Origin of the sequence: Chryseobacterium sp. JJR-5R, assembly GCF_034047335.1 — a bacterium.
In the GTDB taxonomy this organism is placed as follows: domain Bacteria; phylum Bacteroidota; class Bacteroidia; order Flavobacteriales; family Weeksellaceae; genus Chryseobacterium.
Window position 1 is genome coordinate 2,026,906 of record NZ_CP139137.1, and the last position, 19,997, is coordinate 2,046,902.

Consider the following 19,997-nt stretch of genomic DNA (forward strand, 5'->3'; position numbering starts at 1 on the left):
GTCTTGTCTTTTTTAAATAGGGGTTAATAATTAAGCTCTAGCTGCTTTTACTTTTGCTCTTCTTGTTACAGCATACTCAATAGCGTGCTTGTCGAGTTTTGTAGTCAGGTAACGGATTACTCTCTCGTCACGTTTGAATGCCAATTCCAGATCAGCTACTACAGAACCTTCACCTTTAAATTCGATTAAAGTGTAGAATCCGTTTTTTTTCAATTGGATAGGATAGGCTAATTTCTTTAATCCCCAGCTTTCTTTAGCAACGATTTCGCAGTTCTTTTCTTTGATAAGATCTTCAAATTTTTTCACTGCTTCCTCCACCTGTGCGTCAGATAGAACGGGAGTTAAAATGAAAACAGTTTCGTAATTGTTCATAATGTAAATGAATTTGTTATTTATTTCGAGGTGCAAAAGTAATGAATATATTTATAATAAGCAATATCTCACTTAATTTTGTTGATGTTTCTAATAGGTATTTCTGGAAGTACAGAAATGATATACCACTGAACAGTCTGACGCCATATAATTTATAAAGGACTGGTTTGGTTTATTCAATCTGATATGTTAAGCCTCAGTTATTATAAAACAAAAACCTCCGGAACATCCGGAGGCCTTATTTTGAAGCCGGTAAAAATTACTTATTACCAATTTTTGCTCTTTATATTTCCGTATTCAGATCCCAGTTTTGTAGGTAATCGTGAACATGTTTCAGCATCATCCCGCCTAAGGATCCGTCTACCACCCTGTGGTCATATGAGTGAGACATGAACATCAGCTGGCGGATGGCAATTACATCACCGTCCTTAGTCTCAAGAACAGCAGGTTTCTTAACGATGGCCCCGATTGCCATAATGGCAACCTGCGGCTGAGGAATGATAGGGGTTCCCATAAGGTTCCCGAAGCTTCCTACATTGGAAATCGTGTAGGTTGCACCCTGGGTATCTTCAGGTCTCAGTTTTTTGTTTCTCGCTCTGTATGCCAGGTCGTTGATTGCTTTTGCCAATCCTGAAAGTGACAGCTGGTCAGCATTTTTGATTACGGGAACGATAAGGTTTCCGTCCGGTAAAGCCGTTGCCATACCGATATTGATGTTTTTCTTTTTAATGATGTTATCTCCGTTCAAAGAAACATTGATCATCGGGAAATCCTGAATCGCTTTTACAATCGCTTTCACGAAAATCGGCATGAATGTCAGTTTCTCGCCTTCACGTTTTTCAAAAATATCTTTATGCTTATTTCTCCATTTTACTACGTTGGTAACGTCTGTTTCTATGAAAGAAGTTACGTGCGGGGCAATATGTTTGGCTTTCACCATGTTTTCAGCAATGATTTTTCTCATTCTGTCCATAGGAATGATCTCGTCACCTGCCGCAACCGGAATGGTAGAAGCCGGAGCTGAAGTTGCAGTTGCAGTTGCTGTCGGCTGCGGAGCGGAAGCAGGCTGTTGTGCAGGTACTGCCTGCGGAGCCGGCTGATTTCCCCTGTTGCTTACATAAGCTAAAATATCTTCTTTGGTAATTCTTCCTTCCAGACCGTTTCCTTTAATGGATTTAAGTTCAGTTTCGGAAATATTTTCCTGCTGTGCAATTGATTTTACCAGGGGAGATAAATATAAATCTCCGGAAAACTCCTGTCCTGATGCAGCAGGCTGTAAAGGCTGTTCAATAGCATGTAAAGTCTCGGTATCAGGTGCAGCAGCGGCTGTTTCGGTCTTTGTTTCTTCCGAAGCTGTGTTTCCGCCTTCTCCTTCAATCTCTAAAATAGCAATAGCTTCACCTACCTTGGCAACCTCGTCTTTCTGTTTCAGGATCTTTACGATTTTCCCCGAAACCGGTGTCGGAACATCTGAATCTACTTTATCGGTTGCAATTTCCACTACGGAATCGTCTTCGTTTACACGGTCACCTTCACTGAACAACCAAGTGATAATTGTCGCTTCCATAACGCCTTCGCCCATGGAAGGAAGCAATAATTTGTACTCTGCCATTTTTAATTTTTAGATTTTGACAAATATATAAAAAAAAACGATTTTTTTATGAAATATTAAATGTTAGAAAAATTCAATATAAATATTTTCTCCCATGTTGAGTCCGAACAAAGTCTTGGCCCCGTTATTTTTACTTCCTTTGTAAATGGTAAGCTCCAAATGCTGGCTGTCATTGAAGATTGCCGCAGACTGCCCATGGAATTCAGTTTCCCTGTCCCAGTCTGAAACCACTTCCGTATGGCTCCCGAATACCTTTGAAAGGGCAAGATTCCTGAATTTTATGGTGAAACTTTCATATCCTTTCCCAATGGTTTCAAATAAATCTTTATTGATATTTGAGATTATATTTCCGAAATTATCAATATACATTACCTCGCCGATAATCATCTTTTCAGAATCATTATAAACCGGTTTTGGAAACATGAGCTGCTTTGCAGAATCAATTTTCCGGCCGATTACCTCCGGAAGCCCGCCATTGGCAAGGTGCACAGCTGCAGGAACGAAAACATCACTCGATGTAAAACTGACAATATCATCAAACCTGTTATTAAGGGTGATCTCATAGATGGCCTCGGGCTTGATGTCAAAAAAAACAAGGCTCACCAGCCCGTTATCAGCAGCAATAAAATAATGCCCGTCTGCTTTACAGACGATGTTTTTCCGGGATTTATGGTGAAAACTGTCAACAGAAAGTATATGGATGGTTCCTTTCGGGAAATGTTTATAGGCGTTTCTTACAATATAAGAAGTCTGTACAAGGTTAAATGCCTGGATTTCGTGGCTGATGTCAACAATATGAACATCCTGATTCAGAGAAAGGATGCTGCCCTTTACAGCGGCAACTCTGTAATCCAAATTTCCGAAATCTGAAGTAAGTGTGATAATTGACATGGAATTTTTTCTGGAATAATAGAAATGCAAATTTATCTAAAATAAAAAGAAAGCCGGGACGATTGTGGAAAAGAATTTGATATAAATTTCAAAAAAAGCTTTACATTTAAAATCTAAATTAATAAATACTGCATGTTTGAATTAACATATGATTTGGAAGATATCGATGCGAAAATCTTCTATGGAGTTAATAACCAATATTTCAATGTCATTAAATCTACTTTTCCCACGCTTAAAATTACAGGCAGGGACCATCATATATTTGCCATGGGAAATCAGGAAGCCCTTGATATCTTCAGACAGAAACTTGATGATATTGTCGGGTTTATATCCAAAAACAATTCTATCGGCCTGAAAGATGTCGAAAATATCCTCAATATTAAAGACGAAAACGAAAAACAGCTGGTTTTTGATCAGGACATTATCGTAAAAGGCGTCAATGGAAAAGTTATTAAGGCAAAGACCACCAACCTTAAAAAACTGGTAAAAGAAACGGAGAAAAAAGATATGGTTTTTGCAATAGGCCCTGCCGGGACGGGGAAAACCTATACAAGTGTAGCTTTGGCAGCTAAAGCATTGCGAGATAAATCGGTAAAAAGAATTGTATTGACAAGGCCGGCAGTGGAAGCGGGGGAGAGCCTGGGTTTTTTGCCGGGCGACCTTAAAGAGAAGCTGGATCCTTATTTACAGCCTTTATATGATGCGCTCCGTGATATGATCCCCCATGAAAAGCTGGAAGGTTTTATAGAAAAGAAAATAATCGAGGTGGCGCCGCTGGCTTTTATGAGAGGAAGAACCCTGGATGATGCATTTGTAATCCTGGATGAAGCACAGAATACCACACATTCCCAGATGAAAATGTTTTTAACCAGAATGGGAATGAACGCCAAGTTTATCATTACCGGAGACCCGAGCCAGGTCGACCTGCCTCCGAAACAGCAATCCGGCCTGAAAGAAGCCATGAGGATTCTGAAGGATGTTAAGGAGATCGGGTTTGTACACCTTACGGAAGAAGACGTCGTAAGGCATCCTGTAGTGAGGAAAATTATATTGGCTTACAACAGCGAGGATAAAAAACAAAAAGGCGAATAATTTAATGTAATGACATTGCTGATTAATAAGCACAGGACGATTTATCGTTCTGTGCTTTACTTTTTAATATGAAAAGTCATTTGATTTTGATATTTGAAAAAAAATGCTATTTTTGCCCCGGATTAATTAAAAACTATTTAATACTATGAAAAAATTTATACTGATGGCAGCTGTGGCTGTAATGGGAATAAGTGTGAACGCCCAGGAATTTAAATTCGGGCCTAAAGCCGGTTACTCCTTATCGATGTTAAAATCAGAAGGTGATGGAGAATCTTACAAATTTGATTCAAAATCTTCTTTTTATGTTGGTGCTTTAGCTGAATATAAATTCAGTGATAAGTTTGCTGTACAGGGAGAGGTTTTATATTCTCCTATTGGTGGTAAACAAGAAGAATCTGTTACTTATTCTGAAATGGGAGTTACAGTAACAGGGACTGAAAAGAGTGATTTTAAACTGGGAACTGTACAGATCCCTGTTAGCGCAAAATATTATGCGACTGAAAATTTAGCTTTTGGTTTAGGTGTTAATTTTGGAATTATTACTTCTGCAAAAGTTGAATTAACGGCTACACTTAGCGGAAACGCACTAGGACAAGCGTTTGAGGAATCACAGGGAACTACTGAAGATATTAAGGATGAAGTAAAATCTTTAAATCTTGCTCCATTTGTTGGCGCTGAATATACCCTGGAAAATGGTTTATTCTTCGATGCAAGATATAATCTGGGAGTATCTAACCTTATCAAAAATCCTGAAGGAAATGAAACATTAAAAAACAGTTTCTTTCAGATTGGTGTAGGTTTCAAATTCGGTGGCAACTAAGAATTTATTTTACTAGAGAATACAGAGCGGTACATTTTGTACCGCTTTTTTTTATGTCTGTATGTATTGCTTTTCCTGAACAAATATTTCTGATGGACTTCTGATAACATTTTCCAGCAGCTGTTTAAAGTCGGAAATAAAAAAGAGCTGATCCTGATTATAACGTATAAAGCTGACCTGTTATATGCTTTTTTTGTAAATTCAGGTATCAGGAGTACGCCGTTCAGCCCTATTCAGATAAAATCAATTTTTTTTTAAATCAGTCATATTGAGCTCCCATTGAAGAATCTGAGTTTTTATGTCATGAAAATTATGAAAAGCCGGGAAGCCCGTGTTTACTGGGATTACAGCTGAAAATTACCAATATTTTCCGATGATATTAATCACATTAACAAATTTTAATATTCGATACTGCTGCTGTACATTTGCCCTCAGAAAGTATTAAATTTTTAAAAAATGAAAAAAGTATTATTGGCAGGTGCGGTTGCACTTTTCGGTTTATCCAATGCTCAGATTGCCAAAGGAACTGTTTATCTATCAGGACAGGTAAACTATTCTTCTGTAGACAACAGAGAAAACAACGATGCTAAAACTGAAAATCTAAGAATTATTCCTACTGCGGGTTTCTTTGTAGGGAACAATGTAGCTGTTGGTTTGGGAGTTGGATATAAACAATCTACTGATAAAGTTACACTTACACAGTTCTCAGGTCCTTATACACTTAAAACAGTAGGCAAATATACGGAAGATGCTGTTGTTGTAGCTCCTTTTGTAAGAAAATACTGGACAATTGCAGATAAGTTATACGTCTTCGGACAGCTGGAAGTTCCTATGGAATTCGGAAATTACAAAACGGAAGCTACCCGCACATTCACAGATAATGTAAATAACGGAGTTGAGAATCAAAGCGTCTCCACAAAGACAAAATATACATCTGTAGGTGTTAATATCAAGCCAGGTTTGGATTATTTCTTAAATAAGAACTGGTCTATTGAAGCTACAATCGGTGAATTTGGCTTTAATACTTATAAGCTGGATGTTGATGGTGCTGACAACCGCAACGATTACAGATTCGGTTTGAACTTATCTTCGGTAACATTCGGAGTTAAGTATGTTTTTGCCAAATAATAAACAAAGCATATACGTGTAAAGTCCTGGGATCTTATTCCAGGGCTTTTGTTTTATTACCCCCATATCATGTATAACGGAAAAACCATTAATATGGTAGTAATTTCGCTGAAAATATAAGTGTATACCGAATAAATTATATATTTTTGCACAGCTTAAAAATCCTTTGTTACCAAGCCAAATTACCGTCAAATAACATGAGAAAATAACGAGGAACGATAAGTGATATTCCGGATCAGACACGTTACCGTATTATTTCCGGTTGATGGTATACGGAATAAATAAAGATCAGATAAATTATATTTTAAATAAATAACTATGAAAAAACTATTATTGGCAGGTGCTGTTGCACTTTTCGGTTTGTCAAATGCTCAAATGACCAAAGGGGACTGGGTATTCAGTGGAAATACCGGTCTTGGTTTCAACAGTATTGATACCAAAACTAAAGTAGAAGGCCAGACATATGACGGTGCTAAAGTGAGCACATTTTCTGTGACTCCGTCTGTAGGGTATTTCGTTATTGACAAATTAGCAGTAGGGATTGATTTAGGCTTTACAAGCATCACAACAAAAGAAGAAGGTGATAAATCTACAATCTCCAACTTTTCTGTAATGCCGACTGCAACTTATTATTTTATGAACAGCAGCAAATTGGTTCCTTTCTTAGGGGCAGGTATCGGATATGCATCCGGCAAAACAAAAGAAACATATTCTAATGTTTCACAAGAATTTACTACTAACGGTTTAGCATGGAAAGTAAAAGGAGGGGTTACTTATATGGCTACACAGTCTCTGGGTATTAATTTAGGGGTATCTTTCGATCAGTTTGCTAACAAAGAAACTTATTTCGGAACTGAATATAAAAATACAGTTAACACTTTTGGTGTAAACGTAGGTTTCTCTTATTTCCTTAAAGCCAAGGCTCAGAAATCTGATAAATAAGAATTATTTTTAAGATCAATAAAAATCCGGTTCGTTTCTGAACCGGATTTTATATTTTGATATAATGATAATGAAAATAAGTAATTTTATTTTATTTTACTAAAACCATTCTTTCTGATTTTGAACATAGGTCCTGTCAAATTCTTCATCAGATTTGGTCAGGTAGATTATACCCTCGATAAATCCGATTATCCCAACGATTCCGCAGGTTACCAATCCTAAAACCAATTGAATGATCCCAGCTTTTGTGTAACCCAGGTAAAACTTATGAATACCAAAAGTACCCAACAGCAGTCCTAAAATACCGGCAGCTACTTTCTTCTCAGATCTGTAAGGCTGAAGATAATTTCCTTGTCTTTCATTAATTTCCATATAATTTTTTTTGTAGTGTTTTTATTTAATTGATGGTTGGGTAGCTTATTTACCGAACATTCCGCCCATTCCGGGCATATTCGGCATTTTACTCATCATCTGCATCATCTGTTTTCCCTGAGGCCCCTGCATCATCTTCATCATTTTGCCCATCTGGTCAAACTGCTTCATCAAAGCATTTACATCTTCAATTTTTCTGCCGGCTCCTTTGGCAATCCTGTTTTTTCTCTGGGTATTGATAATGGAAGGCCTCCTTCTTTCGTCCGGCGTCATTGAGTAGATAATTGCTTCGATGTGTTTAAAGGCATCATCGCTGATTTCCACATCTTTGATCGCTTTTCCAACGCCCGGAATCATGCCCATCAGGTCTTTCATATTCCCCATTTTCTTGATCTGGTTGATCTGCTTCAGGAAATCGTCAAAACCAAACTCGTTCTTGGCAATTTTCTTATGGAGTTTTTTCGCCTCTTCTTCATCAAACTGCTCCTGGGCTCTTTCTACCAGGGAAACAACGTCTCCCATTCCCAGGATCCTGTCGGCCATCCTTTCCGGATAAAAAAGATCCAGAGCCTCCATTTTTTCCCCTGTGGAAATAAATTTGATCGGTTTCTCCACTACGGAACGGATGGTAAGTGCCGCTCCGCCACGGGTATCGCCATCTAATTTAGTTAAAACAACCCCGTCAAAATTTAAAGTTTCGTTAAATGCTTTTGCCGTATTCACAGCATCCTGTCCGGTCATGGAGTCAACCACGAATAACGTTTCGCTGGGCTTGATTAAATAATGAACGGTTTTGATTTCATTCATCATCTGCTCATCAATCGCCAGACGGCCTGCCGTATCCACAATCACCACATCGTGGCCGTTTGATCTGGCAAAATTAATCCCGTTTTCAGCAATTGTGGAAGGGTTGGTTGAACCTTCTTCCGTGAAAACAGGAACCCCGATCTGTCCGCCCAGTACTTTAAGCTGGTCGATTGCAGCCGGACGATAGACATCACAGGCTACCAAAAGAGGTTTTTTATTTCTTTTTGTTTTCAGATAATGAGCCAGTTTCCCGGAAAAGGTGGTCTTACCGGAACCCTGAAGGCCGGCAATAAGAATCACCGACGGCTTTCCGGAAAGGTTGATGCCTTCCTGGGAACCTCCCATAAGGTCTACCAATTCATCATGAACGATTTTTGTCATCAGCTGTCCCGGAGTGAGCGAAGTGAGAACATCCTGTCCCAGTGCTTTATCCTGAACTCTCTTGGTAAGATCCTTGGCAACTTTATAATTAACATCGGCATCTACCAATGCTCTCCGGATCTCTTTTACGGTTTCCGCAACATTGATTTCCGTGATTTTTCCTCTTCCGGAAATATTGTGAAGTGCTTTGTCTAATTTATCCTGTAAGCTGTTAAACATATGTATTGTAAATTATAGGTCTGCAAAAATAAGGAAATTTTAGAATATCCAAAGTCTTTATTTTGTAAACTATTAAACACTGTGTGTAGGCTTCCCATTTTCAGTACTATTCAAAAGTAGTAATTTCTGTTAATATTTTGTTGTTGTTGTTTAATGTGGGAAAGTGGTCAGGAAACAGCCTTGGGTTTGCCTTTGCTTGCTGTCCATTTTTCCACATCACAGGTGATAAACCACCCAATGCATCGTGCGGACGATAATGGTTGTAATCTTCAACCCATTCTTGCGCTACCTCTCTTACTTCATCCAGACTTGAGAATAAATAGGCGTCCAAAACTCCTTCTCTGAATGATTTATTAAACCTTTCGATCAAAGAATTCTGCGTAGGTTTCCCCGGCTGAATGTAAGCAAACTTGATATCATTCACCAAACTCCAGGTCTGGATAAGGTGAGAGATAAACTCCGGCCCATTGTCCATCCTTATGGTTTTTGGCTTTCCATAATGGTTTACTAAGTGTTTCAGAATCCAGACCACACGGCTGCTTTTGATGGAATAATCGGCTTCTATGTGCAATACCTCACGGTTGTAATCATCTATAATATTAAAAGTCCTGATTTTTCTTCCGTTTTCTAAAACATCACTCATGAAGTCCATACTCCAGCTTTGGGTAAAACCTTCCGGAATGGACAGTGGTTCCTTTACTCTGGTGATCTTCCGTTTTTTGGATTTTCTCCTTAAGGATAATACTGCCTGTTTATAAATCCTGTGAAGCCTTTTATGATTTACCTTCACGCCTTGGTTACGAAGCCTATGGTAATATTTCCAGAACCCGTCACGGGGATGACTTTCTGTCAACGACAGCAACTGTCTGTAAAGCACCGTGTCATCTTTGATGCTTTTATAAGCCACAGAACTCCGGCTAATCCCAAGTATCCGGCACGCCCTGCTGATACCTATTTCTGACTCTGCCTGCAGTTCTTCAATTAAAATTCTTTTGTGGCAGGGCTTTAAAGCTTTTTTCAATAATATACCTTGCTGCTTCTAAGTCCAGGGCAAGGTTGGCGTACATCCTTTTCAGCTTCGCATTCTCTTCTTCCAATTGCTTGAGTCGTTTTAGCTCACCGGATTCCATCCCACCGTATTTGCTCCGCCATTTATAGAAAGTCTGACGGCTGATGCCGTTTAAACGGCATAATTCCTCACTGCTGGTTCCTCCATCGTAGTCCTTCAAAATCTTAGCTATCTGCTCAGGACTGAATCTACTCTTTTTCATATTCTATTTACAATTTAAAGTTAATAATTTTATACTTTTAAACTGTACTGTTTTTCGGGGAGCTTACAACATACCTATTAAATTTATATAGAGAAGTTTAAAGATTAGAAGAATAAGAGGAGGTATAAGTTTATCAGAAACGGCATATGGTATAATTTGTTTTACCGGGTATACAATAATGGTCAGCTTATGGTAATGTGGTTTACCCTATTTGATAATCATATAATTTGAAAAAGATAGGCGAATGGCTTCAATCCATTCAGATTATGAGTGCAAATAAAATATTTTTCTCTCCCACAAACATTATATTGGTTAATATTTTATGTAAACCATTTAATTAATTGAATTTCAGTGTTTTGTGAAATATCATCTTTAATAGCAAAATGACATTTATATTTATGATTGATAAGTATCTCTTTTAGAGAGTAGATATTACTATTTATTTCAGCCTTATCGTTATTTATTTCAAAGGAATTAAGGTCAATGCTTAAACCATGTCCTGAAGCCTTAAGAATCGCTTCCTTTTGTGTCCATAAAGATATAAAATCGGAAATAGCATTTTGAGAAACGTTTATATAATCCCATTCGAACTTAGTGAGAAAATTTTTAAAATCATTAATATTGATATCTTGTAATTTTTCTATATCAATACCTATCTCATTTATATCTGTAACAACGCAAATAACAATATCATCACTATGTGAAATATTAAAAAAGACCTGTTCTTTTTCAAAATAAGGTTTTCCGTTTACATTATAGGCTAAATGTTTAATACTTAAATTTAAATCAAATGTTTTAAGAAGGATGCCTAATAGTAGACGCCCTATTATTGATGCCTGCGTATCCTGCCAATTTTTATATTTTAAAACTTTCTCTTGAAAGTCTAATGGCATTTCAAGGAGGTAATTATTTAGAAAAAAAGGATGATGTTTTTTATCAAGATAAGAATATAATATTTTTAGCATTTTTATTTAACAGATAATATTCCTGAAAAAATAAAATATCTGACCCTTTGAATTAATAAAAAGTCAAGCCGTTCGAGAAAGTCATCCATATCTTTTGATCCCGATTGCCGTGAAAATACAATGAGATTTTCATAAGGTTGTGATAGAAGAAAAGATTTTAAGTCATTAATAGCTTTTTCTATTTGGATCGGATGGCGGAAAGTGCTTAAAATGATACTTTCCAATCCTAAATAATACTCGTTTAATTCATTTTTTTCGTTAAGCATAATGATATATTCACAATCATCAGCATCTTTCTGTAAGTTTTGCTTTAAGAATTGTTTGTCTGAAGCATAAGTCCAATTCCATTTGCTATGATTTACATGTACATTTTTTGATATTTCTGCAGGTTGTTGCAGTAACCAATGGTCATCATGGTCTAAAAACCTAAGAGATTCTTTTTTATGCAGAAAGTTCTCAATGTATTTATTTATATTAGACTCTTTATCAGAAGTTTTAATATTGTATCTTTTCTTTTCCAGAAGATAAATGTCTTGTAATTGATAAGCAATTTTTGTTCCTTTAAAATTCTTTAATACATTCTCCACAAACTCAATAAAGCTATTGGTTTCCGGAATGTTTTTAACTTCTGTATTAAGATATTTACTTAATATTCTGGGAAGTGATTCCTGTAAAAAATCCAGAGTTCTTTTAAAAAAATGAGATAATATGATAATTCTTACTTCTGTAAGCTCATTAAATGAAAGTTCATTAGTTTTTATTGGGCCATATTGAAAAGGTTCCAGTATATTTTTTGAATCAATATTATTATTTAAAAGTTTTAAAAAGAAGTATACTTTTCCCAGTTCTCCAAATAGAAGTCCTCCAGATAGATCGTCAGGAGTTAAACTTTTGTTAAAACTTGTAATAATGGATTCTAATTGTAACCGATTACTAAATGAGTTATTGGTTTTGTATTGTTTTAAATAAAATAGACCAATACCGCTGAGACCATTGAATAATGATGTATTTTTTAGTGTGACTAGAGCTTCCTCTGGCATGGGGGAAGTATTGTATTGTTCCCATGGAAGCAAAATACCTAATAAACCTTGACTCCAGCTGTTTTCATATGTTGGAACAGAAAGTGAGGATTTATTTTCAAGATATTGATTAATAAATGTAGAGAATACTTCATTGTTCAAAATATCTTTTTCAAGGTTTTCGAAATTATTCTGTTGTTCATTCCAATGTGAATGGATATACTGATCAATGTTTTTAATAATATAGTTGATTCCAGCATTTTCTGAAATACTGTTGATGGTTTGTAGTGAATATCTTATACCTGCTGCTCCAAAAGCAAACCCTACAGAGTTTTTTATATTTATTTCTTCATATTCTTTCCAAGATATTCCATTTTCAGAAACTTCACAACGATTTAATAACTTGAGATAAATTAAACTAATGTACTCAAGGACCTTTTTGTCACCAGTAAGATGATAAAGGTTTACAAAGGTCAGTAATGTCCCGACCCTACCATTAAAAATATAGTCGCTTGTATAAGCGGAGTTTACAAATTCTTCAATATTATATGGCTCAATAAGTTCTAGACTGTAATTAAGATATTTATGATCATTAGTAATTTCAAATAATTGAATCAATGTATAAATCACTCCGGATCTTCCAGTATAAAGGGAGTAATCCTGTGAGGGATTTTGACGACAATAAGCTAACAAATCGTTAACCATTGTTTCAATTTTGTCCAGACTTATAATTCCAAGATGATAAAATTCTGTCATAATGAGGATAATCCCACTATAACCACTGCATAAGCTTTCAGGAGCTGTATAAGTAATGAAATTATTGTTTTTCTGATATTGATCTTCCCAGTTTTTAGGGGTAAGAGATGCTAATTGTGAACATATTTTATTAAGAAATTCTAATAGATCTTTTTTTTCCTTGTGATCTATTATATTTCCAATAGCCTCATTATCTATTATACTCATGTTTTATAATTGCTTGGTCCTTAGTAGATTAATTATTTCATAGTAATATTCTGGAAAATCATTTAAAAGTCTGTGTTCCAAAATTTCATTGATTGTTGGCAGACCTTTATAAAATCCTACAGTATGAATAAAGCTCACTGTATTTGGAACTTGAGTGAAATTAGCAATACCATCAAATGATGGATTGATATCTGAAATGAAAGGATTGACTGTTTTATTTAATTTTTCAGCTAGAGCATTGAATAAAAACTGTTCGTAAACTGTATTGAACATTCCGATATCAATTTTTTCCAAATGTGAAATATTCCTATCAATAAACTCAAATGCACAATGTGTATATTCCTTAAAAAATTCGATGTCATTTCCTCCAAATAACCCAGCATTTACCGAAATTATTTTATTGTTTTTCTCTATAGAATCAAATAAGACTTGAGGAACATAGTCAAAGTTTTCCTTCAACTCATTAAAAACTTTATCATAAAAGAAAAAACCTTTTTCAAAGTTTTGGACTATTAAGCTAGATGTTTCCAGTGATGAAGGAAAAGGTTTATAAATATAAATATCACTATCAATGTGAATAAAGGGCTCTGTCTGTATTTTATATGCATGTAATTTTCCAACTGCCCAGAGATCCGGATGATAGTGATTGAGTTCATCAAGAACTACCGTAACGTTTGTATAAGGAAGTTTAAGTTTATTGATTAGAATGTCATATCCTTTTTCATCTGTAACTAGTTCTACTTTTTCATAAAACTTTCTTAGCTGTAAACAACTTAAAGCCCAGCTCATATAATTGTGTTTTTTCGTAAGCCATCCTCCTTTATTTCTGTCAGTAGAATTAATTTTATTATTCTTAAAAGTTGGTTTTGTCCAAAAGCTTTGAATTATCTTCATGAGACGGTTAAAATTATGCGCCAAAAATATAAAATTATTTTTAATTAAAAAGTGCTGTAATTCAAAAGAGATTTATATTTTTGGGGCGAGAAATTAATTCTCTGCATTATAGAGATAAAAGGGAATGGAACTTAACATAATATCATGCCGTAGAGAATTAATCTGGATTTATAAGGCACATATTCGGTATGAAAAAAAAACTAAATGAAGATTTAAATTCGATCGCAAATGATACGATGGAATTCCTGAACGAAATTGCAAATAGTTATCCTTCTGCTATTTCTTTAGCCTCAGGAAGACCAGATAGTAGATTTTTTAATCTTGAAAAAATTGATTACTATATCAATACTTACCTCAATTTTATTTCTGAAACAAAGAAAAAACCTCTGAATGCTCTTCTTTCAAACTTAGGGCAGTACAGTGAAGCCAGTGGAATTATCAATGAAATAGTTAGTAAATACTTATTGGTAGAATATGGATTGGAAACTGCTCCAGAAGATCTTCTTATCAACGTAGGGACACAGGAAAGTCTCTTAATTTCAGTTCTTACATTATGTAGCAAAAACAATGATGTTATAATTGTTGAAGATCCCTGTTATGTAGGGATAAAAAACTATGCCCTTATTGCAGGTTATGAGATTTCTGGAGTAAAGCTAAATGCAGACGGAATGTGTCTGGAAACTTTGGAAAAAAAGATTCTTAAATTTCAGGAAATAGGCAAGCATGTCAAAGTAGTATACGTTGTTTCTGATTTTCAAAATCCTTCCGGAATCAGAATGTCTGTTGAGAAAAGGAAACAAATAATTGAATTAGCTGAGAAGTATGATTTTTTTATCCTTGAAGATAATGCCTACGGAGATTTTTGTTTTGTTAATGAAATGTATCCCACATTAAAGAAATTAGATAAGTACCGGAGGGTAATTTATCTGCACACATTTTCTAAACTTATTTACCCTTCTGTGCGAATAGGTGTAATGGTTGCGGACTATAGATTTGAGGATGGAAGCAGATTAAGTAATCAGCTGAAAAAGGTGAAAGGCTATACTACAGTCAATACTTCTTCTATCAATCAGGCTATTATTGCCGGGATTTTAATAGATAATAATTTTTCATTAAGGAAGTATAATGAAAAAAAGATAGAAAACTTAAGAGAAAAGAAGATACTGACTTTAGATGCTTTACATAAATGTTTTAGGACTAATAATGAGGAATGGTGCAAAAATGTAAAATGGAATGACCCGGAAGGAGGTTTTTTCATGGTCATTGATCTGCCATTTGATGTAACAGAGCATGATGTTATAGCCTGTGCTGAGAGATTTGAAGTGATTTTTACACCGATGTTTTTTTTTCAATTAGATGAAATTAACACGAAAAATATAAGAATTGCATATAGCAATATTAAAGAAGATAACATAATAATTGCAGTTGAGAGACTTTACAATTTTTTTAAAAATAAGATTGAGAATGGAAAAACAAAATATTGAATCCGAACTTCACAATATCAAAATTGAGTTTGTTGAGTTTTATGTTGGAACTGCAAAAGCTGTTGTGTACTGGCATGTTAAAGCATTAGGCTTTAAGGTAATTGCATATTGTGGCCCTGAAACAGGAAATACTGAAAAGGTTTCTTATTTAATTACAAAAAATGACATCAAATTAGTAATTACATCAGCCATTAACCCCATTTCACATCACATACTGTCTTATGTAAATTTACATGGTGATGCAATTAAACGAATTGGTATCAAAGTCAACGATATTACTACTTATTTTAATAAATCTGTTTCAAAGGGAGGAATTCCGATTGAGGGGCCTCAGGCTTTAAGAGGTGATAATGGTATTGTAGAGTATGCTGTTTTAAAGCTATTTGATGATAATGAAATATTTCTGATAGATAATAGCGGATATTTTGGTGATTTTATGCCGGGATTCATAAATGTAAAAGCTGATTGGCTGGATATTGAAGAAGAAAATTCAGAAATATGTGAGATTGATCATATTGCATGTGCTTTAAGGATAAATGAAATGTTTCTTTGGGAGAACTATCTGAATAATATCCTTGCTTCGAAGACTATTGAAGAGTATGATGAAAGAAAAACCATAGATAGTGATAAGAAAATAGGGATGTATTTAAAAGCTTTACAAACCCAAAATAAGAAAATAAATAAAGTATTGGTTGAACCTGAACTCAATAAGAAAAACCAGGTTCAATTGTATATCACTGAAAATTATGGCTCAGGGATTCAGCATTTAGCATTTAAAACGAATAATATCTTTAAGACTGTTGAGGTATTAAAGAGGAACGGCGTAAAGTTTAATAATTATCCCGATTCCTACTACGTATCCTTACAGCAGAAATATCCCGATCTGGATATCCAAGATCTTAAAAAATATGGAATCCTGTGTGACGTCGACGAGAATTCTTTGTTATTACAGACCTTTACATCTCCTATTGGAGACAGGCCAACTTTTTTTTATGAGTTTATTCAGAGAGTTAATGATTATGATGGTTTTGGATTAAATAATATACAGGCATTGTTTGAAGCACTGGAAAGTGAAATCATAAAATAACCCTATGAATAATATAAGATCTGGGCTTTATGAATTGAAATCAATTGTCGGAGCTGAAAGTATATTACCCTATAATGAGTCGGATGAGCATCCTGTAGAAAAAGATTATTTTGACACTCAAAATCCATTGGCAGTTATTGTTCCCAATAATGCAGATGAAATTTCAAATATTATGAAATTTTGTTATGCAAATAATTTGAAAATAACCATTAGAGGAGGAGGAAGCAGTGTGAATGGTGGGGTAATGTCATGTGGAAGCGATATTATTTTATCACTAAAGAAGCTGAATAATATTATAGAGATCAATGAATTCGAAAGAATAGCAGTTGTAGAAACAGGTGTTGTAACAGAAGTATTACAAAAAGAAGTAGAGAAGTATGGATTAAGCTTTCCTCAGAATATCAGCAGTGCAGGAATGAGCTTTATTGGAGGCAACATTGCCATTAGAAGTGGAAGTCCGAAATCTTTTAAATATGGTACAACAGCAAATTATATCCTCAATTTAGAAGTAGTACTTCCTAATGGAGAGATTATATGGACAGGGAAAAATGTTAAAAAAGATTCTTCCGGATATAACCTAACGCAACTTTTTACAGGCAGTGAAGGTACGTTAGGGATAATTACCAAAGCCGTTATTAAACTTATTCCATTGAAAAAAGAATGGCTTTTCTTTATTCCATTTTCATCAGTAAGTCTTCTGTATGATTTTATTAAAGAAGTACTCACATTGGGTCTGAATCCTTCAAGTATTGAATTTTTGGACGCAAAAGGTTTTGATCTGGTTTGTAGTTATCTTAAAGATACAAGAATGAAGCTGGATGCCGGATCTTATCTGTGGATGGAGTTTGAAACTGAAGTATGGCAGTCAGACCTTCCTGAATTAGAAATTATCAATCAATTGATCTTTAAATATTCTGACTATGATGTTTTGTTGGCCGAATCCTCAAGAGAAAGGGAAGATCTCTGGAAATATAGAAATAAAATAGGAGAATCCTGTCTGGACTATTGTGAGTTTGTAGATTATGATTTTTCTATTCCGTTTTCTGTTTCGCAGGAAGTATATGAAAAAATAACAACACTTCTTGATGAGTTTAATTTTGAAGGAATAATAGTTGGACATATTGGCGATGGAAATTTCCACATCAATGTTTTTAGGGATAGAAATTTATCCTCAGAAGATTGGAACTCAAAAATCAACCAATGTTTTATAAAGATAACTTCTGTCATCGTAGATTTCGGAGGTAGTATACCTGGTGAGCATGGTGTAGGTTACCTGAATAAAAAGTATTTTAACCTTTCGGTTGGTGAAACACAGATAGGAATAATGAAAGAAATTAAAAAAATTTTTGATCCTCAGGGCATTTTAAATTTTGATAAAATATTTTAATAAACATTGAACACTACAACTAAAATTTTAGCTTTACCTTTTGCGGGGGGAGGGAAACACTCATTTTATCGGTTTGCCGAAAAAGTTCCCAATTTTCATACTTTAGAGTATCCCGGGAGAGGGACTCGATTTAATGACCCTTCTATTGACGATATAGAACTTTTGCTTGAGGATTTATTGCAAGTTATTTTACCTCATATAAATGCTTCCCATAAATATTTTTTGTACGGGCATAGTATGGGAGCGCTACTGGCCTATCTGATATCTCATAAAATTGAACGAAAAGGGTTAAAATTACCTTCTAAACTAATTGTTTCTGGCAAAAATTCTCCTTGCTGTGCAAGAAAACGTGAGAAAATTTCAGATTTATCTTCAGATCTATTTTGGGAAAAACTGAAATCTTATGGCGGAATCTCTGATGAAATTATCGCTAATGAGGACATTCGAACCTATTATGAGCCTATCATTAAATCAGATTTTAAAATCGTGGAAAATTTTGAATACAAGCAGATGAAGCCTTTGTCAATACCCATTGACGTATTCTATGGTGATAACGAAGAGGTAGAAGATTATGAGATTATAAAATGGCAAGATAAAACATGTAAAAATGTTAATATCAAAAAGATGAAAGGAAACCATTTTTTTATATATAAACATGAACCTTATTTAGTTCAATACTTTAACAAATTACAGACAATCATTTAAAATTTATATATGATAAAGATATCCAGGAAAAGAATACTTATGCTTTTTCTTTTTTCCATACCTAATACTATTTTTAGCTTTTTAATGCTTCATATCATAAATAGTGTTGTTACAGATGGCGTTTCTATTATTAAAGAATATAAGGGAATCGTCTTTTTTCTAATGGCAATATTATCGTATATATTTACACTTTTATTTCAAAAAAGGCTCATATTTCTTTCCAAGAATTTTGTGTACGACAATGAATTAAAAATATTCCAGGCATTGCAAAAAACGTCTTTAGATAAAATTGAAAAACTGGGAACAGAGAGAATATACAGTATTGTTGAAGATATTAGAGTGTATATATTTTTACCGGATACAATGGTTACAGCATTAAATTCTTTTTTAACACTTCTGGTCTATATAGGATATCTTATTTATATATCGAGCTTTTCTACAGTTATTATTGTGATTCTGCTGATTTCTATGATTACGTGTCACATTATAGTCGGAAAACGACTGTCTAAAAAGGTTGAAGAAATCAAGAAATTTAATGATAAATACTTCAAATTTGTTGAGGATGCTATTAAAGGGTTCAAACAGTTTAAAATAAGTAAAACAAAAACACAGAACTTATACAAAAAATTTTTAAGACCCAATAGAGAGGCTGCAAAAAAGAAAGATATTATACTATCTAATAATTTCGTAGGAATAAATCTTCTTAGCCAGTATGGGTTATACTTTATTTTAGGGACTATTTTATTTGTTTTACCAGCTCTCAATATCCTTGAGAAAGATAAAATAAACTCCTTTTTAGTGGTATTTCTATTTATTTTGGGTCCAATCATGACTTTGGTTTCGACACAGGAGTTTTTTACCAGAATTTTTACTGCTGAAAAGCGTATCAAAGATTTTTTCAAAGATTTTACAGAAGAAAAAGAATTGAATATTACTTCTAAAATTAACCATTTTGATAAATTGGAAGTTAAGGACCTTTATTTTGAATATGGAGATAATGAAAATAATTTCGCATTACAATCTATTGATTTTTCAATTAATAAAGGAGAAGTTATTTTCATTGTAGGTGGAAACGGTTCGGGGAAAACTACATTTATGAATGTCCTTTCGGGGCTATATAAGCCTACAAATGGGCAGATTTTACTGAATAATCAGACCATTGATAATAATGACAGTAACTATAAAGATATCTTTTCAATAGTTTTTTCTGATAGCCATTTATTTTCCGAAAATTATAATGACTTTTCATTGTCTAGAAATAGTAAATTCAGTGATTTTTTAGAACTCATGAAGCTCAAAAATGTCGTTAAATACAATGACGAAGATTTTTCTATTCCACCATTGTCTTCCGGACAAACAAAGAGAATGCTTTTGATTTTGAGTTTATTAGAAGAAACTCCAATCATTCTCTTGGATGAATGGGCTGCGGAACAGGACCCCTTTTTTAGAAACTATTTCTATAAAACATTGTTACCTATGCTGAAAGAAGAAGGGAAAACCATAATTGCCATAACTCATGATGACGAATATTTTGATATAGCGGATAAGGTTATAAAATTTGAATATGGTAAAATACTATAAATAAA

18 protein-coding genes are annotated in these 19,997 nt (G+C 34.3%); 9 read left to right on the top strand and 9 right to left on the bottom strand.

Going from position 1 to position 19,997, the window contains the following annotated elements; translation table 11 throughout:
* Window positions 1–30: 30 nt before the first annotated feature.
* From rpsF to SD427_RS09140, 3 genes are all read right to left on the bottom strand, one after another.
* A complete protein-coding gene (gene rpsF, locus SD427_RS09130) occupies window positions 31–372 on the bottom strand; it encodes a 30S ribosomal protein S6 (protein ID WP_027385528.1) in 342 nt (113 codons plus the stop codon).
* Between the two features lie 283 nt (window positions 373–655).
* Window positions 656–1,984: a dihydrolipoamide acetyltransferase family protein gene (locus SD427_RS09135; RefSeq protein WP_320560965.1), complete on the bottom strand. Its 1,329-nt coding sequence runs from the start codon at window positions 1,982–1,984 to the stop codon at window positions 656–658.
* A 63-nt stretch (window positions 1,985–2,047) separates the two neighbouring features.
* Window positions 2,048–2,875, bottom strand: coding sequence for an SAM-dependent chlorinase/fluorinase (locus SD427_RS09140; protein WP_320560966.1), 828 nt, complete (start codon window positions 2,873–2,875; stop codon window positions 2,048–2,050).
* Window positions 2,876–3,007: 132 nt separating this feature from the next.
* Between SD427_RS09140 and SD427_RS09145 the strand changes: the two genes are divergently transcribed.
* The 4 genes from SD427_RS09145 (at window position 3,008) to SD427_RS09160 (ending at window position 6,857) form a co-directional block, all read left to right on the top strand.
* Entirely contained in the window at window positions 3,008–3,967 is a 960-nt protein-coding gene (locus tag SD427_RS09145) for a PhoH family protein (protein ID WP_056215700.1), read from the top strand.
* A gap of 145 nt (window positions 3,968–4,112) precedes the next feature.
* Window positions 4,113–4,787, top strand: a complete 675-nt coding sequence (locus SD427_RS09150; RefSeq protein WP_320560967.1) for a porin family protein — start codon at window positions 4,113–4,115, stop codon at window positions 4,785–4,787.
* 456 nt (window positions 4,788–5,243) lie between these two features.
* On the top strand, window positions 5,244–5,915 hold the full coding sequence (locus tag SD427_RS09155; protein WP_320560968.1) for an outer membrane beta-barrel protein: 672 nt from the start codon (window positions 5,244–5,246) through the stop codon (window positions 5,913–5,915).
* Between the two features lie 318 nt (window positions 5,916–6,233).
* Window positions 6,234–6,857, top strand: a complete 624-nt coding sequence (locus SD427_RS09160) for an OmpW family outer membrane protein (protein ID WP_320560969.1) — start codon at window positions 6,234–6,236, stop codon at window positions 6,855–6,857.
* 99 nt (window positions 6,858–6,956) lie between these two features.
* On the opposite strand, the gene SD427_RS09165 is transcribed toward SD427_RS09160, so the two are convergent.
* From SD427_RS09165 to SD427_RS09195, 6 genes are all read right to left on the bottom strand, one after another.
* Window positions 6,957–7,229, bottom strand: coding sequence for a TM2 domain-containing protein (locus SD427_RS09165; protein ID WP_320560970.1), 273 nt, complete (start codon window positions 7,227–7,229; stop codon window positions 6,957–6,959).
* Window positions 7,230–7,274: 45 nt separating this feature from the next.
* Complete coding sequence (ffh, locus tag SD427_RS09170; protein ID WP_320560971.1) at window positions 7,275–8,636, bottom strand: signal recognition particle protein; 1,362 nt, start codon at window positions 8,634–8,636, stop codon at window positions 7,275–7,277.
* Between the two features lie 106 nt (window positions 8,637–8,742).
* A protein-coding gene (locus SD427_RS09175) for an IS3 family transposase (protein WP_414017713.1) occupies window positions 8,743–9,907 on the bottom strand; the annotation gives its coding sequence in 2 pieces (ribosomal slippage) (window positions 8,743–9,655 and window positions 9,654–9,907; 1,167 coding nt in all).
* 320 nt (window positions 9,908–10,227) lie between these two features.
* Window positions 10,228–10,872, bottom strand: coding sequence for a 4'-phosphopantetheinyl transferase family protein (locus SD427_RS09185; RefSeq protein ID WP_320560974.1), 645 nt, complete (start codon window positions 10,870–10,872; stop codon window positions 10,228–10,230).
* A gap of 2 nt (window positions 10,873–10,874) precedes the next feature.
* Window positions 10,875–12,854, bottom strand: coding sequence for a lanthionine synthetase LanC family protein (locus SD427_RS09190; RefSeq protein WP_320560975.1), 1,980 nt, complete (start codon window positions 12,852–12,854; stop codon window positions 10,875–10,877).
* A gap of 3 nt (window positions 12,855–12,857) precedes the next feature.
* Window positions 12,858–13,748: a DUF6734 family protein gene (locus SD427_RS09195; RefSeq protein ID WP_320560976.1), complete on the bottom strand. Its 891-nt coding sequence runs from the start codon at window positions 13,746–13,748 to the stop codon at window positions 12,858–12,860.
* A gap of 188 nt (window positions 13,749–13,936) precedes the next feature.
* Between SD427_RS09195 and SD427_RS09200 the strand changes: the two genes are divergently transcribed.
* The 5 genes from SD427_RS09200 to SD427_RS09220 are packed head-to-tail and all read left to right on the top strand — an operon-like array spanning window position 13,937 to window position 19,992.
* Complete coding sequence (locus tag SD427_RS09200) at window positions 13,937–15,232, top strand: PLP-dependent aminotransferase family protein (protein WP_320560977.1); 1,296 nt, start codon at window positions 13,937–13,939, stop codon at window positions 15,230–15,232.
* Window positions 15,213–16,319: a 4-hydroxyphenylpyruvate dioxygenase gene (hppD, locus tag SD427_RS09205; RefSeq protein WP_320560978.1), complete on the top strand. Its 1,107-nt coding sequence runs from the start codon at window positions 15,213–15,215 to the stop codon at window positions 16,317–16,319. Before SD427_RS09200 ends, hppD begins: the two co-directional genes overlap by 20 nt.
* Before the next feature lie 4 nt (window positions 16,320–16,323).
* Window positions 16,324–17,706, top strand: coding sequence for an FAD-binding oxidoreductase (locus SD427_RS09210; protein WP_320560979.1), 1,383 nt, complete (start codon window positions 16,324–16,326; stop codon window positions 17,704–17,706).
* 6 nt (window positions 17,707–17,712) lie between these two features.
* Window positions 17,713–18,411 carry a thioesterase II family protein gene (locus SD427_RS09215; protein ID WP_320560980.1) on the top strand — a complete coding sequence of 233 codons (699 nt, stop codon included), beginning with the start codon at window positions 17,713–17,715 and terminating at the stop codon, window positions 18,409–18,411.
* Between the two features lie 9 nt (window positions 18,412–18,420).
* Entirely contained in the window at window positions 18,421–19,992 is a 1,572-nt protein-coding gene (locus SD427_RS09220; RefSeq protein WP_320560981.1) for an ATP-binding cassette domain-containing protein, read from the top strand.
* Window positions 19,993–19,997: the final 5 nt, after the last annotated feature.

Coding starts and splice junctions, on each gene's coding strand:
- rpsF (WP_027385528.1), bottom strand. CDS start 372: ATGAACAATTACGAAACTGTTTTCATTTTAACTCCCGTTCTATCTGAC.
- SD427_RS09135 (WP_320560965.1), bottom strand. CDS start 1,984: ATGGCAGAGTACAAATTATTGCTTCCTTCCATGGGCGAAGGCGTTATG.
- SD427_RS09140 (WP_320560966.1), bottom strand. CDS start 2,875: ATGTCAATTATCACACTTACTTCAGATTTCGGAAATTTGGATTACAGA.
- SD427_RS09145 (WP_056215700.1), top strand. CDS start 3,008: ATGTTTGAATTAACATATGATTTGGAAGATATCGATGCGAAAATCTTC.
- SD427_RS09150 (WP_320560967.1), top strand. CDS start 4,113: ATGAAAAAATTTATACTGATGGCAGCTGTGGCTGTAATGGGAATAAGT.
- SD427_RS09155 (WP_320560968.1), top strand. CDS start 5,244: ATGAAAAAAGTATTATTGGCAGGTGCGGTTGCACTTTTCGGTTTATCC.
- SD427_RS09160 (WP_320560969.1), top strand. CDS start 6,234: ATGAAAAAACTATTATTGGCAGGTGCTGTTGCACTTTTCGGTTTGTCA.
- SD427_RS09165 (WP_320560970.1), bottom strand. CDS start 7,229: ATGGAAATTAATGAAAGACAAGGAAATTATCTTCAGCCTTACAGATCT.
- ffh (WP_320560971.1), bottom strand. CDS start 8,636: ATGTTTAACAGCTTACAGGATAAATTAGACAAAGCACTTCACAATATT.
- SD427_RS09185 (WP_320560974.1), bottom strand. CDS start 10,872: ATGCTAAAAATATTATATTCTTATCTTGATAAAAAACATCATCCTTTT.
- SD427_RS09190 (WP_320560975.1), bottom strand. CDS start 12,854: ATGAGTATAATAGATAATGAGGCTATTGGAAATATAATAGATCACAAG.
- SD427_RS09195 (WP_320560976.1), bottom strand. CDS start 13,748: ATGAAGATAATTCAAAGCTTTTGGACAAAACCAACTTTTAAGAATAAT.
- SD427_RS09200 (WP_320560977.1), top strand. CDS start 13,937: ATGAAAAAAAAACTAAATGAAGATTTAAATTCGATCGCAAATGATACG.
- hppD (WP_320560978.1), top strand. CDS start 15,213: ATGGAAAAACAAAATATTGAATCCGAACTTCACAATATCAAAATTGAG.
- SD427_RS09210 (WP_320560979.1), top strand. CDS start 16,324: ATGAATAATATAAGATCTGGGCTTTATGAATTGAAATCAATTGTCGGA.
- SD427_RS09220 (WP_320560981.1), top strand. CDS start 18,421: ATGATAAAGATATCCAGGAAAAGAATACTTATGCTTTTTCTTTTTTCC.